This window comes from Pseudomonas sp. B21-056 (genome assembly GCF_026016325.1).
GTDB lineage: Bacteria > Pseudomonadota > Gammaproteobacteria > Pseudomonadales > Pseudomonadaceae > Aquipseudomonas.
Genome location: NZ_CP087203.1, coordinates 5,787,747 through 5,804,515 on the forward strand (window position 1 = coordinate 5,787,747; position 16,769 = coordinate 5,804,515).

Annotated in this window: 11 protein-coding genes and 1 tRNA gene; 9 read left to right on the top strand and 3 right to left on the bottom strand. The window is 54.2% G+C overall.

Annotated features, from left to right (window positions below; genetic code table 11):
- The first annotated feature begins 41 nt into the window (after positions 1-41).
- The 9 genes from rpoD to LOY67_RS25355 all read left to right on the top strand — a co-directional run bounded on the left by rpoD (position 42) and on the right by LOY67_RS25355 (position 14,729).
- Positions 42-1,889 carry an RNA polymerase sigma factor RpoD gene (gene rpoD, locus LOY67_RS25315; protein WP_265064908.1) on the top strand — a complete coding sequence of 616 codons (1,848 nt, stop codon included), beginning with the start codon at positions 42-44 and terminating at the stop codon, positions 1,887-1,889.
- A 125-nt stretch (positions 1,890-2,014) separates the two neighbouring features.
- Positions 2,015-5,758: a bifunctional diguanylate cyclase/phosphodiesterase gene (locus tag LOY67_RS25320; protein ID WP_265064909.1), complete on the top strand. Its 3,744-nt coding sequence runs from the start codon at positions 2,015-2,017 to the stop codon at positions 5,756-5,758.
- A gap of 137 nt (positions 5,759-5,895) precedes the next feature.
- Positions 5,896-5,972 (top strand) — tRNA-Ile (locus LOY67_RS25325).
- Between the two features lie 159 nt (positions 5,973-6,131).
- Positions 6,132-7,547, top strand: coding sequence for a tyrosine-type recombinase/integrase (locus LOY67_RS25330; RefSeq protein ID WP_232013046.1), 1,416 nt, complete (start codon positions 6,132-6,134; stop codon positions 7,545-7,547).
- Positions 7,540-10,773 (top strand): hypothetical protein, encoded by a 3,234-nt coding sequence (locus LOY67_RS25335; RefSeq protein WP_265064910.1) that lies wholly within the window; start codon positions 7,540-7,542, stop codon positions 10,771-10,773. The genes LOY67_RS25330 and LOY67_RS25335 overlap by 8 nt, the downstream gene beginning before the upstream one ends.
- On the top strand, positions 10,770-11,438 hold the full coding sequence (locus tag LOY67_RS25340; RefSeq protein WP_265064911.1) for a hypothetical protein: 669 nt from the start codon (positions 10,770-10,772) through the stop codon (positions 11,436-11,438). Before LOY67_RS25335 ends, LOY67_RS25340 begins: the two co-directional genes overlap by 4 nt.
- Positions 11,425-11,898 carry a hypothetical protein gene (locus LOY67_RS25345; RefSeq protein WP_020308644.1) on the top strand — a complete coding sequence of 158 codons (474 nt, stop codon included), beginning with the start codon at positions 11,425-11,427 and terminating at the stop codon, positions 11,896-11,898. The genes LOY67_RS25340 and LOY67_RS25345 overlap by 14 nt, the downstream gene beginning before the upstream one ends.
- The gene (locus LOY67_RS25350) at positions 11,895-14,060 is read left to right on the top strand and encodes an ATP-dependent RecD-like DNA helicase (protein ID WP_265064912.1); all 2,166 of its coding nucleotides are present in this window, start codon (positions 11,895-11,897) and stop codon (positions 14,058-14,060) included. The genes LOY67_RS25345 and LOY67_RS25350 overlap by 4 nt, the downstream gene beginning before the upstream one ends.
- A 111-nt stretch (positions 14,061-14,171) precedes the next feature.
- Positions 14,172-14,729 (top strand): hypothetical protein, encoded by a 558-nt coding sequence (locus tag LOY67_RS25355; RefSeq protein ID WP_265064913.1) that lies wholly within the window; start codon positions 14,172-14,174, stop codon positions 14,727-14,729.
- Between the two features lie 223 nt (positions 14,730-14,952).
- On the opposite strand, the gene LOY67_RS25360 is transcribed toward LOY67_RS25355, so the two are convergent.
- The 3 genes from LOY67_RS25360 to LOY67_RS25370 all read right to left on the bottom strand — a co-directional run bounded on the left by LOY67_RS25360 (position 14,953) and on the right by LOY67_RS25370 (position 16,678).
- Positions 14,953-15,417 carry an exonuclease domain-containing protein gene (locus LOY67_RS25360; protein WP_265064914.1) on the bottom strand — a complete coding sequence of 155 codons (465 nt, stop codon included), beginning with the start codon at positions 15,415-15,417 and terminating at the stop codon, positions 14,953-14,955.
- An 85-nt stretch (positions 15,418-15,502) separates the two neighbouring features.
- Positions 15,503-15,904, bottom strand: coding sequence for a hypothetical protein (locus LOY67_RS25365; RefSeq protein WP_265064915.1), 402 nt, complete (start codon positions 15,902-15,904; stop codon positions 15,503-15,505).
- 219 nt (positions 15,905-16,123) lie between these two features.
- Positions 16,124-16,678, bottom strand: a complete 555-nt coding sequence (locus LOY67_RS25370) for a hypothetical protein (protein WP_265067828.1) — start codon at positions 16,676-16,678, stop codon at positions 16,124-16,126.
- Positions 16,679-16,769: the final 91 nt, after the last annotated feature.

The following is a 16,769-nucleotide window of genomic DNA, read 5'->3' on the forward strand; positions in this document are numbered from 1 at the left end:
CTTGTTTTTTGCCCGCCAAGACCTTCAGTGGATAGGGTGTTATGTCCGGAAAAGCGCAACAGCAGTCTCGTATCAAAGAGTTGATCCTATTGGGTCGTGAGCAGGGCTACCTGACTTACGCGGAGGTCAACGACCACCTGCCGGAGGATATTTCAGATCCGGAACAGGTGGAAGACATCATCCGCATGATCAACGACATGGGGATCAACGTATTCGAGGTTGCGCCAGATAAGGATGCCCTTATGCTGGCCGACGCCGATACCGACGAGGCGGCCGCTGAAGAAGCGGCCGCAGCGCTGGCGGCGGTCGAGACCGACATTGGTCGCACCACCGACCCCGTGCGCATGTACATGCGTGAAATGGGTACGGTAGAGCTTCTCACGCGTGAAGGCGAAATCGAAATCGCCAAGCGTATTGAAGAAGGCATCCGTGAAGTGATGGGCGCTATCGCGCACTTCCCTGGCACGGTCGACCATATTCTCTCCGAGTACACCCGCGTCACCACCGAAGGTGGCCGCCTGTCCGACGTCCTGAGTGGCTACATCGATCCGGACGACGGCACCACGCCGCCTGCCGCCGAAGTGCCGCCGCCGATCGACGCGAAAGCCGAGAAGGCCGACGACGACAGCGATGACGACGACGCCGAAGCCAGCGATGACGAGGAAGAAGCCGAAAGCGGTCCTGATCCGATCGTCGCCGCCCAGCGTTTCGGCGCCGTGGCCGACCAGATGGAGATCACCCGCAAGGCGCTGAAAAAGCACGGTCGCGACAACAAGCAGGCCATTGCCGAGCTGTTGGCCCTGGCCGAGCTGTTCATGCCGATCAAGCTGGTGCCCAAGCAGTTCGAAGGCCTGGTCGAGCGTGTTCGCAGCGCCCTGGATCGTCTGCGTCAGCAAGAGCGCGCGATCATGCAACTGTGTGTTCGTGATGCCCGCATGCCGCGTGCCGACTTCCTGCGTCAGTTCCCCGGCAACGAAGTCGACGAAAGCTGGACCGATGCACTGGCCAAAGGCAAGACCAAATACGCCGAAGCCATTGCCCGCCTGCAACCGGACATCGTTCGTTGCCAGCAGAAGCTGAGCGTGCTGGAGACCGAAACCGGTCTGAGCATCGCCGAGATCAAGGACATCAACCGTCGCATGTCGATCGGTGAGGCCAAGGCCCGCCGCGCGAAGAAAGAGATGGTCGAAGCGAACTTGCGCCTGGTGATCTCCATTGCCAAGAAGTACACCAACCGCGGCCTGCAATTCCTCGACCTGATCCAGGAAGGCAACATCGGCCTGATGAAAGCGGTGGACAAGTTCGAATACCGTCGCGGCTACAAGTTCTCGACCTATGCCACCTGGTGGATTCGCCAGGCGATCACCCGTTCGATCGCCGACCAGGCCCGCACCATCCGTATTCCGGTGCACATGATCGAGACCATCAACAAGCTCAACCGTATTTCCCGGCAGATGTTGCAGGAAATGGGTCGCGAACCGACCCCGGAAGAGCTGGGCGAACGTATGGAAATGCCTGAGGACAAGATCCGCAAGGTATTGAAGATCGCCAAAGAGCCGATCTCCATGGAAACGCCGATCGGTGATGATGAAGACTCCCATCTGGGTGACTTCATCGAAGACTCCACCATGCAGTCGCCGATCGATGTCGCCACCGTCGAGAGCCTCAAGGAAGCGACTCGTGAAGTACTCTCCGGCCTCACTGCCCGTGAAGCCAAGGTACTGCGCATGCGTTTCGGCATCGATATGAATACCGACCACACCCTCGAGGAAGTCGGCAAACAGTTTGACGTGACGCGCGAGCGGATTCGTCAGATCGAAGCCAAGGCGTTGCGCAAACTGCGCCACCCGACACGAAGCGAGCATCTGCGCTCCTTCCTCGACGAGTGACCTTCAAAACCCCCGGCCCTGCCGGGGGTTTTGTCATGTGCAGATAAAATACCCTTCGCTATGCCCCCCCGCCCCATTGCCCGTCTACACTCGAAACATCCTCCCTATGCCATGACGAGACCGTGATGCCCAGACTGACGGCCCTGCTCCTGCTGTCACTGATGACCTGGTCCGCAACGGCTGGCGCATTGATGCTCACTGACGAAGAGCGCAGCTGGCTCAAGGACCACTCCGACCTTCGCTTGGGAGTCGATGCCTCATGGCCTCCGTTCGAATTTCGCGACGCTCAAGGCCGCTATCAAGGCCTGGCCGCCGATTACGTGGAGGTCATCCGTGAGCGACTGGCCGTCACGCTCACGCCCATCGAGCCCGCCAGCTGGACCGCTGTGCTGGAATTGGTCGCACAAGGCAAGATCGACCTGTTGCCGGGCATCATGTCGACCCCTGAGCGGCAGAATTACCTGGCATTTACACGCCCCTACCTGGATTTCCCGATTGTCATCCTGGCCCATCAAGGCGGGGCCCAGCCTCACAATCTCAAGGACCTGTACGGGTTGAAAATTGCCGTGGTGGAAAACTATGCGCCCCATGAGCTGCTACGCAATCATCACCCCGACCTGAACCTGGTGGCGTTACCCAGCGTCAGTTCAGCCCTGCAGGCCCTGGCGGCCGATGAAGTGGATGCCGTGGTAGGTGACCTGGCTTCCAGCGTCTGGAGCCTGCGCCAGCTCAAGCTCGAAGGTCTCTACGTTAGCGGCGAAACGCCATATCGCTATCAGTTGGCAATGGCCGTTCCTCGCGAGAACAAGATACTGGTGAGCATCCTGGACAAGGTCATCGCCGACATGAGCCCGGCCGAGATCAATGAAATCCAGGAAAAATGGGTCGGCAACGTCCGCGACTACCGACAACTCTGGTCCGACCTGCTGCTGTATGGCCTTCCCGGGATGTTGCTGTTGATGGGCATCCTGGCGGTAGTGATCCGCATCAACCGCCGTCTCAGCTCGGAGATCGCCCGCCGAGTCGACCTGGAGCAGGAACTGCGCAGCAGCGAATACCACTATCGCGGACTGGTGGAGAGCCTCTCGGCGATTGCCTGGGAAGCCAAGGTCAGCGACTTCACTTACACCTATGTGTCACCCCACGCCGAAGATCTACTCGGCTATCCCCTCGCCCATTGGCTGATCCCGGGCTTCTGGCGCAACATCATTCATCCGGCCGACCTGATCCGCGCCCAGACCTATTGCGATCATGAAGTACTCGCCGGACGCGACCATTGCATCGATTACCGAGTCATCACCGCCGACGGCCGCTGCCTGTGGGTACGCGACATTGTCAGCCTGATCGAACACGGTCACGAACCGGTGATGCGCGGACTGATGATCGACATCAGCGAAGCCAAGCGCACCGAGGAGGCGTTGCGTCTCTCGGAGCAGAAGTTCGCCTCGGTATTCCGCCAGTGCCCGGACATCCTCGTGATCGCTCGCCTGTGGGACGGCTGCTTGTTGGAAGTCAACAAGGCTTTCGAAGAACAGATCGGCTTGAGCGCCGACGAGGTGTTGGGCAAGACCGCGACCGAGCTGAACATCTGGGGCATCCAGGGCGTTGGCCCGAGCCTGCTGCAACGCTTGCAGGCCGGGAGCATCCGCAACCTGGAGATGCCTTTTCGCCGCAGCAACGGCCAGGTGTTCACCGGGCTGATCTCCGCCGAACCCTTCGACCTCGATACCACGCCCGCCCTGGTCGTGGTGGTACGCGATATCAGTCAACTCAAGGAAACCCAACAACAACTGCAAACCTCCGAAGAGAAGTTCGCCAAGGCGTTCCATGCCTCACCCGACGGCCTGCTGCTGTCCCGGCAAAGCGACGGCCTGCTGATTGAAGTCAATGAAGGCTTCAGCCGCATCACCGGCTTCAACAGCGCCCTGTCGGTGGACCGCTCCACCCTGGACCTGGGGATCTGGGTCAACCTCAACGAACGCAAGCAGATGCTCGACTTGTTGCAGCGTGACGGCTACGTCAGGGATTTCAGCTGCCATATCCGACGCAACGACGGGCAGATACGGCTCTGCGAAGTCTCCAGCCGCCCACTGCCCATCGGTAATGAAGACTGCATGCTGACCATCGCCCGGGACATCACCGAACGCCATCTGATGCAGGAAAAACTGCAACAGGCCGCCACCGTGTTCGAAAGCACGGCCGAAGGCGTGCTGATCACCGATACGCAACAGCACATCAGCGCCGTGAACCGCGCCTTCAGCGAAATCACCGGCTATAGCGAAACCGAAGCCCTGGGCCATACGCCACGGTTGCTGGCGTCCGGTCTGCACGACAGCGCGTTCTATGCCGCAATGTGGCACCAATTGACAGCAGAGGGACATTGGCAGGGCGAGATCTCCAATCGCCGCAAGAACGGCGAGTTGTACCCCAGTTGGCTGACCATCAGCGCCGTACGCAATCGTGACCGCCAGATTACCCATTTCGTCGCTGTATTCGCCGACATCTCCAGCCTCAAGCACGCCCAGGCCAAACTCGATTACCAGGCTCACCACGACCCGCTCACCGGCCTGCCCAATCGCACCCTGTTCGAAAGCCGCTTGCTGACGGCCCTCAACAACCAGCAGGAGAATGGCGGCCAGGGCGCGGTGCTGTTCCTGGACCTGGATCGCTTCAAGCACATCAATGACAGCCTCGGACACCCGGTCGGCGACCTGCTGCTCAAGGGAATCGCCGTGCGTCTGCGGGAGCAACTGCGCGATATCGACACCGTGGCACGCCTGGGCGGTGACGAGTTCATCATCCTGCTACCGGGCCTGCAGCAACCCAGCGATGCCGAGCACATTGCCCTGAAGCTGCTGAACTGTTTCGCCGCCCCGTTCCAGGCCGGCGAGCACGAGTTCTTCATCAGCGCCAGCATCGGCACCAGCCTCTACCCGCAAGACGGCTGCGACGTCGCCACGCTGGTCAAGAACGCCGACGCAGCGATGTATCGCTCCAAGGCCAAGGGCCGCAACCGAGTGGAAAGCTACACCCGCGACCTTACCGCCCAGGCCAGTGAGCGCGTGGCCATGGAGTACGAACTGCGCCGAGCGATTGAACGCAACGAATTGTCCTTGTCCTTCCAACCGAAATTCAGCCTCGCCGATAACCGGCTGGTGGGCGCCGAAGCCCTGATTCGTTGGACCCATCCGACGTTTGGCGACGTGCCACCGGAACACTTCATTCCCCTGGCGGAAGAAAACGGCATGATCCTGCAGATCGGCGATTGGGTCCTGGAACGCGCCTGCCGACAGCTGTACGAATGGAACAGCGCCTACGAAAGCCTCGGCCCGCTGTCGGTCAACCTGGCCGGAGCACAACTGCGCCAACCCAACCTGCTTGGACGTATCGAGCAACTCCTGCGGGAAAACCATCTCAAGCCCGGTTTACTGCAACTGGAAATTACCGAAAACTTCATCATGAGCCAGGCCGAAGAAGCCCTGGCAGTGCTGCACCAACTCAAGAAACTCGGCGTGCAACTGGCCATCGATGACTTCGGCACGGGCTACTCCTCCCTGAGCTACCTCAAGCGCCTGCCGCTGGACATCCTCAAGATCGACCAGTCCTTCGTCCGCGGCTTGCCCGACGACCCCCACGACGTGGCCATCGTGCGAGCAATCATTGCCCTGGGCCGCAGCATGCAATTCACCATCATCGCCGAGGGCGTCGAAACCCTGGCCCAACAGCAATTCCTGGCTGAAGAAGGCTGCGAACAGATCCAGGGCTACATCGTCAGCCTGCCCCTGTGCGCCGACGAATTCGCCGCGACGTTTCTGCGTATGACCGTATCGGATTTTTCGGATAGCACAGCCGAGAAACCGTCGCTATAATCCGCGGCCTACTGAGGGCCTATAGCTCAGTCGGTTAGAGCAGAGGACTCATAATCCTTTGGTCCACGGTTCTTATGTGGTATGCATGTCGGTGTGGCATTTGAACCTCATTTCTGGTAGTTTTGCATCATCTCAGCGCCACTGTAGCTCAATTGGTTAGAGCAACCGACTCATAATCGGTGGGTCGCGGGTTCGATTCCCGCCGGTGGCCCCATCTCCTTGTATATCAAGCACTTCATGAATTCTGCACAACTTCTCTGACAACGCTGTCGGAGTTTTTCGTGTGCTAAAAAATCCTCATTTCAAGACTTTTGCTTGACATGGCAAGTGCAACACCGAAAGCTAGATGGGTGTTGTATTTGGAAATGCGCTCGTGAAAAATTTCATTTTGGTCGAGGCACCGCTCACAAGCGAAGCTAAACACCTATTGCTTCACCTTGACCCGGATATGCCCGACGAGCTGCGGGAATTCAAGCCTTTTACCCACTACACCATCTGGCTGGCACGTAGGGGTTATGCCCCCAACACAGCGAAGCTTTATGCCGAGCACGTGGGACGGTTTGTGGATTACGTGTATGAAGCATCAAAAACCCAGTTCGCGGCGGATGTCGACGTCACAATTGAGACCGTCATCAACAGCTACCAGGCGTATCTGCTGTTCGGTAAGGGCGCTGCGAACCCGATAGCATTGAAATTGGCTGACAGCCTAGGGAAGGAGAAGCTCACAGGCCAAAACTCCCTAGCGCAGACCATCGAATCGTCGATTAAATGGTTTCTTGATGTATCGGAAACTAAGAACAGAATAGCGCCAGACCAGTTATTCAGCGCGTTCTACACAAAGCGAGCTGAGTACCGCAGCCAGTATGAGATTTCGGCGCACAAGGCCAATTCTTGGTTGGCCGCAGTCATTCGTGACTCGATTAAGTCGGTGATGCCTAAGCGCAAGGGAGACAAACTATTTCCCCAGGCAGCACGCAGGGACAGGAAGAACGACCAAAAACCGTTCAAGACGGTAGCATTTCCCATCGAACGATCCGTGGATCTCATCAGGCAGTCAAAGCCAGCGAAGTCCAAAACTTTCTATAGAGATATGACCCTCTATTCCCTACTCGCGGCAACAGGCGCTCGTTCGAGCGAGGCCCTGCAGGTGAGGATGCCCGATATCGACGATGATGAGTTCGCAGTTTTCCTCCGCGACCCTTTTGCACGCAAAACGCCTGGAATTACAGAGGATGAGTACCAGTTCCTTGCCTGGAAGGGACGGGTGACCGAAATGACGTTCATGATCGAACCCTTTGCCGGGATGTTCTGGGAAAACCTTGAGAAGTATTTGACCCGTGAGTACAACTCGAGCGTCGACCATGACTTCCTCTTTCAAAACCTCGATGGCAGGCCATTCTTCGCTAGCGACCGAAGCAGTCGAGACAAAACCTTCAAGAGCTACGCCCAAAAAGCAGGGGTAGAGGACGTCACAGGCATTAGCGCTCACTCGCTGCGACATATGTACGGAACCTACACTCTTAATTACTTGCCAGTTCCCGGACAGAGCATTCCAGGACTGCCTCTAGCGTATGTAAAAATCCTAATGGGTCACGCGAGTGCCTCTTCTACCATGAAGTACGCCAAGCACGACACTGACATAATTGAAGCCTATATCCAACACGCCAATCAGTACGTATCACAACGTGGCGAAGCATCTTTCAAGACGATTCGAGCAGACTTCCACTACCGGCAGTTAGAGTTACTCGAGGAAGAAGCCAAGCGTATTGAAGGAGAAAAAAATGATTAATCTCACCAAAGATATTCTCATTATCAAGTCAGGAGAGGACTTGGAGAGATCGATCAAGGAGGCTATTGCCAAAGCTAAGGCATGTGTTTCAAAGGTACTTTTTGAGTCCAAGCACATCGCTCCTAGCAAAATCTCAAGCGGCTCCGTTAATGAGTATTACCAGGCCTCCGTCCTACGTTTCTTTAACGACCACTTGGATCCGGTTAACGCCCCGGTATACGATGAAGATTGGGTACACAATCTCCATACCTGCACGAAGAAAACTCCGGACGCGAAAATTGCCAAGCAGGTGGTTCCGAAGACCGCACACGACTGGATTAACAAGTCTTCACTGGAAAGGCTTGCTAAAGATTCAATATTGATTTTGCATTTTCTCTGGCAGGAAAAAGCCGTACTTCTTCCGTTAGATACCAAGAAGCCCACTGGCAGCAACGAAACTAAGAAGAAGCATTTCGAGTTTGCTGCAGCTGACTACACTGAAGTTCTCGCCTTGGTCAGCAAGCCTTTCGTTCCTCATGTCACATACAAGAACATTCTTGATATAACTACTGTTATGAAGCCGAGTGCCATCAAGAATTTCGAGTGGTATGCGTGGCGGATGATTCGCGCCACCGACTGGCACCAAATTGAAGACATCAGGCCGGTTGACATCTCTGATCTTATTGAACATCTAATTAAAACACGCCGTGGCGAAATCGACTGGTTCATGTATCCAATTGCCCCTGCGGCTTTTCTGAGCTACGTCCAGAAGCTATACCCTGAAAGGTGCCAGCAAGCCACTACCCCTCCAAAAAATGATAAGACAGCCAGTAAAAAGGCATTAATCTCTGGTGAATTCAACATCCCTGCTGAACACCAAAAAAGCGTCGATCTCTGGTTGAAATATCAAGGCAAGTTTATTCAACTGCTAAAAACCAAAGGAATGAAGACTTTTAGGCACTATGAAAGCAGCTTCACGGTGCTCAACACGTTCCTATTTAGTGAATATCCTGGAAGAACTGGTCTACTTCCACCAGGGCCTCGAGATCTCAATCGTACACACATCGAAGGAGACGGCCAGGTTGGTTTTCTAAGTTATCTTCGCAAGGGTCGGTCGGGCACAGCCGTTCAAAAGTCCCTGTATCACTTGGAAGCTTTGTTTGACTACCTGATAGTCAACTCTAGCGCCGATGAGGAATTATCTGGCTTCGTTAATCCGATTTCCCACATCGATTATCCAATTGTAAGCAGAAGCTTTGGCACCAACAAGCCAGCTTTCGAATCCGAGCACTTTCCCATTCTGCTGCAATACTGTTACGCAATTGAATCTTTCTCAACGCACCTTGCCGACAGGGTTCATGAAGAGCAGATCAATCTGTATGACAAAAAATTCAGGGCAGATATACCCACAAAGAACTGGAACGAAGCCCAGAAAGTTATTCAAACTGAAAAACTCGGGTACGTACCGGTTGTTTTCTATCGCAACCCAGACTTTGACGCCAGTCAGCCAAAGTCAGATATCAACCGCCCGATGAAATATGAAGCTCTACACCTTCTCCCTAGGTTCGTAGTGCCCATTATCGAACACAGTGTCGAAAGGAATGGGCAATGGGTTTTCTATCCCCAACTGAACTACATTCGACACAACATCGTAGCGCTGGAAACCGGCGTTCGAAGCATTCACATTCGGTGGCTGGAAAAGCTAACCTATGATATGCACATTGATCGATCTAGACCGCTACCGCCTCTTTGTAAGTTGCGAATCAACACAGACAAGGCAAATGGCGCTTGGGATTCCACTGTTTCCAGAAACGTAATTTATGTTTTAGACCGCCAAAAGGCCATGATTAAATGGTTCAACGATCCGTCAATGGATGTCCCTGTTTGGTACGACTACCATGAAGAAAGCCCATTTGGAAAAATCACCTCCCTGTTCCCTAAGGGCGAAACTCCTGGTGTACTGACAGGAGAAGCCTATGGCAAATACTTCAAGAGGCTTGTCTATTCTTTTGATTTGTTCTGCCGATTCCAGCTGGGAATTAATACTACGAACGCGATGCCAGAAGCTGTGGGTGACCTAGAGTCAATTGATGCGCCTCTCGATTACTTGGCGGCACTGAAACTCGAAGCACAAGCCTGTAAGCTCATCGAGCATACTCCGCACTCTTGTCGAGTTTCAGTAGTATCCGAATACATCAGGGTATTGCCGCCACATATCATAGGCGCGTTCATCACGGGGCAAGCCACTGAAGAACACGTCATGTATTACGCGAAAGTCGACCCTGCATACCTGAAGTCGGTAGCCCAGTTTCAGAAGATGAGTGTCGAGCAGGGCTGGCTCATTGATCGTCCAGCAATGTCCAATATTAAAGCCGAAGATGTCTCCTCAAAGCTCCAGCAGGCTTTCCGTCGAGACAAGGAAAAGTCTCTGATTGATTTCGGCGCCATCTCCTTTGACCGCGAGATGAAGGACGATGTCGTGTCAGGCGTCAGGGCCGCAAAACAGCGCCCAATTGATTCGCTGGCTTTCATGCCCACACACATCTGCCCGTACGGCAATCACTGTCCAGCGGACGTGGTGAAAGACCTGGGTGCCATCCCTGGACTGAGTACGCCATGCGGTGGTTGCTACTACTCAGTCAAAACTGTCGACCATCTGCCTAGGATTCACGGCCATATCCGAGCTTTAACTGATGAATGCAGCGAGCTAGAGGCGTACATCGCAGAGGCCAAAAGGAATGGTGCATCGCTAGAAAGCCTTGTACAGAAAGCCAACCGTCGCAAATCCCTGGCTACGGAGATCATCTCCTGGAGCGTCACAGCACACTGTCTCGAACAAATGTATAGCGAGATTAAAACGCGTGAAAGTTTCTTGGTAGAGAAGCCTGAAATCGTGTCAGAACATCTGGAACGTCTGGAGCTGAAAGAGCACTCGCTCTCCAATCTCATCGCCCGCACTGCTGAAGCCAAGTCACATGCAGAGTATTTCACTCCACAACTGAACCAGCAGCTCAAGGTAGCCAGGAACAAGCTGCTGGCGTTCACAGGAGACTTCAACCGCATGCTGGAAGAAGCCCCGACTGGTTTCACGTTAATCGATGAATTCAGGGGACTGATTCGATCTGCCTGTGAAGTCCTCGGCATTTCGCTACACGAACTGAGCGATGCAATGACCAAGCCCATGGCTTTGAATCGCCCTGATTCGATTCTGAAGCTAATTTCGAGCCCTGGGAGTGTCCCAGCATGAGCAAGGGTGCAAAACCTGGCCAAAATCGCTTTGCAGGCTCCCAGAAGAGAAATCGCGAGTTCAGGATCAGCCGGATAAAGGATGACGTTGTCCCGAGACTGAAGACGTTTGTGGGGAAGACATCTTTTGACGGCATTACCCCTTTTTCCAGGTTTTGTGCAGAGCTTTACAACGCCGATCTGCCCGTAAACGAGAAGAAGATAGGCTATCGCACACTGGTTCAAAGCACCGATTATTGGGCATTGATCGGCCCACTGTTCCATAGATATTGGGACTCCGCCGGCAACATGGAATCCACGAAGAACAAGCTAGTCGAGAAGCTATCAGCGCATCGGGCAGATGGGCTCCAAGCAGAGACAGAAAGGCTGAAGAAAGAAATAGAGGCTCTCAAATCAGCACTTCGTACTCACGGGGCCACCCTGGCTCCCATTTCGGATTCAAAGCACAGCGATCAAGCCTTCATGACGAAGTTTGATAAGACCTGCCGTGCCCTTATGCTGGTGCTCAAAGCGAGCGACGGCATGTTCGTTGTTGACATGAAGGCCGGAAAAATCACCTGCACATTTGATGATCTCGAACCTGCTGAAGGGCTTGTTCCAAAAGATATTGCCGAACCCTTCGTCCTTTGGATGAAAGCCAAGGAAAGCACTAATGGCGACCGGTGATCAAAAGCGCTCTCCGTACGACCGCTACAGGGACTATGTGCTGCAGCTTGAACAGGCTGGAAAAAAGTTTCCTGTGAATCAGTTTGGCGCCGTCAACTTCAGCAAAATCGCTGATGAATGTGGTAATCGTAGGCAGTGGTTTTCTGAAAGCGCCAAGAAGATCTTTTGCTCACAGGGCAAAACCCTTGAGCAGGTCATCGCGAAGGACATTCGCCGCATAGGCAGTGAGTTTGTTGCGGCCAAAGATCCTGAGTCTCTGGCGATTGATATGGCGGATTCGAAAAGTCGCGAAGCGAATCGGTTGCGAGTAATGCTTGAGCAAAAGTCGAAGGAAAACGAACTGCTCCGCGAGCAAGTTGAGCAACTCTCTGCCGAGTTGCGGTTGCTTCGCACATCTGCACAGGAAATCAGTAGCCAGCAGGACTTGATGATCGACTCCGGGCGGTCATTCATCCTATGAGCAATCTGTCGAGCGTGATCCAGGTGAGCTCGGTGAAGCCAGGCAGTTTTGGCGGTGCAGTCTTTTCCGGGCGCATCATTGGCCAAAACAAAATTTACACATGCAGAGCAAGCTATAAAGTCATCACCCGCATTCCTCAACCCGGTGAATGCTGGCAGTTCAAAGGCTCGATCACAGGGCATGATCAGTACAGGGATTTCGTTCTGATCGAAAGCTGTCACATCGTAAACCTGCCCATAGCGGCATATGTGGAACGATTGCTGATAAAGCATCCTGCATTTCGCGGGCTGTCATTCGGCAAAGCGAAAGTCTCGAAACTGGTCAGGGCATTTGGCGCAGAAAACCTTGCTCAGGCATTGACTGCAGGCAGAGTCAGCCACCTGGCGGAACTGATTAATCCTGATCTCGCCCAAAAGGTCGTGGATGCCTGGAGGACACTGCAGGATGAGATTTCAACAATTGAATTTCTCATGGAGCACGACTTCGATCCTGGGCTCGCCAAAAGCGTTCTCAAGGTTTGCCAGACGGATACGGTAGAGCGCCTGAAGCTTAATCCGTACAGCCTCATTGCGTTTCAAGGCATCCACCCAAACATGTGGAAAATCGTAGACGCCGCAGCAGCCAAGCTAGGCATACCTCGTGATGACCCACGCAGGCTGGCCGGCCTTGTGGAGAATTTGCTCTATGTGCGCTTGGATCAGGGCCATACCGCATACGAAATAGAAGAGCTAAAAGCCGCCCTGATGCCGAAGCTTCCATCCGCCAGACTGGTAGACCAAGCTATCGAATGCGCCCTACAAAGGCGTGCTGTATGCGTTAAGAAGGATCAAGGGACGACGCTTATCCAGCCACTGGGAGCGGCCCTTGTCGAAAGTAAACTCGAGCAGCGAGTCGCGAGTCTACTGTCCGCTCAGGCCTCATTGCTTCACGGTTCTCCGCAGGAACTGGAGCAAGCGATTGAAGATTACTGCGCACACGGTGAGAGCGTGCCTGGACACTCACTCACCCGAGACCAGAAAAGCGCAGTGCTGATGGCGCTTACTAATCGCATCAGCACGCTGACTGGATTTGGCGGTACGGGCAAGACAACGGTGCTGAAAGCCATCGTTGATATAGCCTCCCAGCACCGCCCTGTGCATGTCTTAGCACTGAGCGGAAAAGCCAAGGAGCGCGCCAAGGAGTCTGTTGGCCGAGACACCTACACGATCCACAGTTTCTTGATCAAAATCAGCACTGCAAGCTCAGGGCTCAGCACTGGAGGCGACCCTCTGGTAATTATCGATGAATCCAGCATGGTAGACATCGCCTTGATGCTGAAACTGCTGAATGCCTTTGCGAAGAAAGAACTGTCTCTCTTGCTAGTAGGCGATACCGGTCAGCTATCTCCGGTTGGTTATGGAATCTTCTTCCATGCACTGGCCAAATCGAAGGCGATACCGTCAACCCACCTGATCAAGGTTCACAGGTCTACCGGCAACAGTCATCTTCAGAACATCGCCATGAAGATTAGATCTGGTCACCTGGACACCTTGCCATTCTGGAATGGCGAGCGCGATGGGGTTTATCTGATCCCCTGCACAAACACGCAGGACATGCTGACACACCTCGCGAAGATCAAGCAGATCATCCCTGACGCTCAGATCCTGACGCCACACATGTCTGATCGCATGCCGGATTCCGGGCACAAGATAAACAAACATCTGCAAAGCGCCCTCCAACATACAGACGAGACGCAGGGTATCTGGATGGGCAAATACTGGCTGCGAGTTAACGACCCCGTCATCGTCACTCAGAATAGCTACGAGCATAATCTGTTCAACGGCAACACCGGGATCATGACTGGCGTTACGTCAATCGATGGCCAGACTTCAGGTGTGTTTTTCTTCAATGGGCTCGAAGTGACCCTCTCTAGGATGGACTTGTTCGGGCTGGGAATGAAGCTTGCCTACGCCATATCCATTCATAAGGCGCAAGGCAGCGAGTACGAGACGTCGATCCTTTGCACTCTGAGTCAAAGCGAATTTGTGGAACGAAGCATGCTTTACACAGCCGTCTCACGATCTAAGCGGCTGGCCTTGATCCTAAGCACGCATGACATCATGCAGCAGGGGGTAGCTCGCCCGAACCGAAGTGACACCCTCTGTGTGGGCTTCTCGGTTTGAATATCAAACAGGTCGTTAGCCCTACAATATTGTGGGCAGGGCCTTCGCTTCAGGCGGCTTACCTTGCTTGTATGATCGCGGGATCCGCGCCCAATGCCTCAAGGTAGGAGAATGTCATTGAAGCTGTTCACAAGCCTTTGGAATCTCATCAACCCCGACAGTCGCCCTGACTGGGAGAAAGCGCGAGAACGCGAGTTCATCTTGGCAGCGAACAGCCTAAAAACCCTTTCGGTCACCGACCGGGGCGGCATGTCTATCGACCCCGAAGAGCTGCGCGACCAGATAGTCGCGTCGCGTGAGCAGTTGAAGCATCTTGTCCGCAGGCCAGAAGCGCCTAACCGATCATTCAGAGCAGCGGAAGATGTCCAGGTGGAACCGTTAGTGAGTTCCACCGTAGAGGCTCCGGCGAGCGCCATGGACTGTATTGAGGTGGTGGCATGGCGTCGGTTGCAGACCGGCGCTGCTGTGCGCTACGTGTGCCTCCAGTGTACAAGTTCGGAGCGATTCGCTGTCGCTACAGCCAGTCTGTTCACAGAGGCCATAGAGAGTCTCCCGACTTGGGTCGATGGTAATACCAACAGGCAAGTTGCAAATACACTTCAGAGCGGTGGACTCCATTGGTACGCGACTTTGAGTGAGGCGATGAATGCTTGGGATGCGGAGCTTTAATGACCCTGAGCGTTCAGTTGGGGCGTGCCCCTGCGGGGAGGGGCTGTCGTAAACCGAGCCTTGGCGCGAGCGCCAGCATCTCGGCCCTTCGGGCTTCCATCCCACACGACTGCGCGCTCCGCTTGCCATGCTTATCCAGCCGTGTGATCACCTTCCTTCAGTTCGAGCGGACAACCAGGCTGAGCTAGATCCAAAGCTCACTGGGTTCTACCCCTTTGAAAGTTCAAGCTTCAAAGAAAGCACGGTAGGCGTTCATCAAAGCAGTTGCGTCATTCAAAGCTCGGTGGTGCCTGGTTGTCGGCAGTAGGCGATAAATGTCACTTGCCGCCTCCCTACCCACCAACACCTCCAAAGGCTTCAACTCGAAGGTAGGTATCAGATCTGCTGCCTCATAAAGGACGTCGAACCAAAACACGTCTTGAGTTGAGTCGCTGCAAAGCACCTGCCCTGAAAACAGCTGATTCATTCGTTCCGCCACGGTCTTGGGGGTATCACCTTCCTGAAGCAAATGATCCTGAGTGAGACCATGCATGTCTTGCGCATCGAACGACCAGTGCGTCCAATAGCGGGCGGGCTTAATCAGCGAGCTGTAGACGCTCTCATTCGACACGACGGCGACTTCGATAGGATAGCTATCCGGGGCTATACCTGAGGCTTCGAAATCGATAAAAAAAGAAGGCCGTTCCACTCTGTAGCTCCTGTTTTGAGGGTGCGACTTCACCACGCTACACCGACTGCTTGTGTTTGCGCCGCCATCGCTCGAACCAGCCGTTTTAGGTGGTAGCAGCCTGTGCAACTCGGTGATTTTGCAGATGCTGCATCTCATGCTGCCATTCAGTAAGAAATTTATCCCAGTCTGCGGCGTAGGGCCCTTCAGGAATTCTGGTTGATCCGATGCTTGCTTGGTGGAAACGCTCTCTCCAGGGTTGCGGAATAGTCTGCTCCAAGATGATGTCGGTTCCGGAGTTATGACGAATCACCGAGACAGAGTTACGAACATCTATGAGTTCGAGTGGCTTATCGCTACAGGAGGTGTCACTTCGCTCTTGGTCGTCGAGATCATTGAGGATGGCAAGGAGGTCGGGTGCATTTGAATCACCGGGCTGGAGGGTGGCAAGCGCCCACAGAACCCTTCGCCTAGTTCTCTCACGCTCGCGGAGTAAATCGCAGGTCATTTAAGCCTCCTTTTGACAAGGCTGGGCGGTGGTTCTGGCGTGCCGCCTTAGGCGGGTGGCTGGCGTGAACCGAGCCGTGGCGAGCCACGGCTCGGCCCTACGGGCTTTCATCCAGCACGCCTGCGCGCTCCGCTTGCCCGATACTCGCAAGGAAAGGAAAGTCTGGCGCAGCGATCCGGAAGCCGGGGCGGGTGTAAGCGTACCCTACGTACAGGACTATTACTTGTGGAGCTTACTGAAGCGACTCGATAGCGCTGCGGCTTCGGTAGTTTCCCAAGCTTCAGGATCAGACGTAGCGTTGAACATCAACAATGCCCTCCACAGGAAAAAGGCGGCAACCAAGCTCGACTCAATTACTGCAAATACCGTAGTGGTATACATATAATCTGAATTTTCTCCAAATAAGAAAAGCACTGGAAATATCGAAGCTATCCAGCCGGCGACGAAAGTTAAGCAGAATGCGATGGCCGCAGTGACCGTCAGGAAAAGCGGGACTTGATATCTATACTGGGTTGCAAATGATTTCTCGCCGTTTTGCTTCGCTACGCCGTACAAGATGCCTGTGTTTTTTTCCTTATTATTACTTTTTTTAAAAAGTCCGTACAAAGTTACACTCTCGCCGACTTCTAACTCTTCGTAAAGCTTGTTCGACACTTGCAGATTTGGGATAACTGCACCATCAATGCTGACTTTAGCTTTATGTCCACCGTTCATTCGATCAACAGATCGAACGTAGTCAACTTTTCCTGAAACTTTCACGCAATCGAACTTCATCACTCACTATCCCTGCCTTCGCTCAAAAATGTGGATCTGGTTCTTGCCAAGACGTCGCTCAGTGACTATTGCAGGCGGGCTCACGCGGGCC

Excerpts from the sequence above, each read along its gene's own strand:
- LOY67_RS25345 (WP_020308644.1), top strand. The coding sequence starts at position 11,425 with ATGGCGACCGGTGATCAAAAGCGCTCTCCGTACGACCGCTACAGGGAC.
- LOY67_RS25365 (WP_265064915.1), bottom strand. The coding sequence starts at position 15,904 with ATGACCTGCGATTTACTCCGCGAGCGTGAGAGAACTAGGCGAAGGGTT.
- LOY67_RS25350 (WP_265064912.1), top strand. The coding sequence starts at position 11,895 with ATGAGCAATCTGTCGAGCGTGATCCAGGTGAGCTCGGTGAAGCCAGGC.
- LOY67_RS25355 (WP_265064913.1), top strand. The coding sequence starts at position 14,172 with ATGTCATTGAAGCTGTTCACAAGCCTTTGGAATCTCATCAACCCCGAC.
- LOY67_RS25370 (WP_265067828.1), bottom strand. The coding sequence starts at position 16,678 with ATGAAGTTCGATTGCGTGAAAGTTTCAGGAAAAGTTGACTACGTTCGA.
- LOY67_RS25340 (WP_265064911.1), top strand. The coding sequence starts at position 10,770 with ATGAGCAAGGGTGCAAAACCTGGCCAAAATCGCTTTGCAGGCTCCCAG.
- rpoD (WP_265064908.1), top strand. The coding sequence starts at position 42 with ATGTCCGGAAAAGCGCAACAGCAGTCTCGTATCAAAGAGTTGATCCTA.
- LOY67_RS25335 (WP_265064910.1), top strand. The coding sequence starts at position 7,540 with ATGATTAATCTCACCAAAGATATTCTCATTATCAAGTCAGGAGAGGAC.
- LOY67_RS25320 (WP_265064909.1), top strand. The coding sequence starts at position 2,015 with ATGCCCAGACTGACGGCCCTGCTCCTGCTGTCACTGATGACCTGGTCC.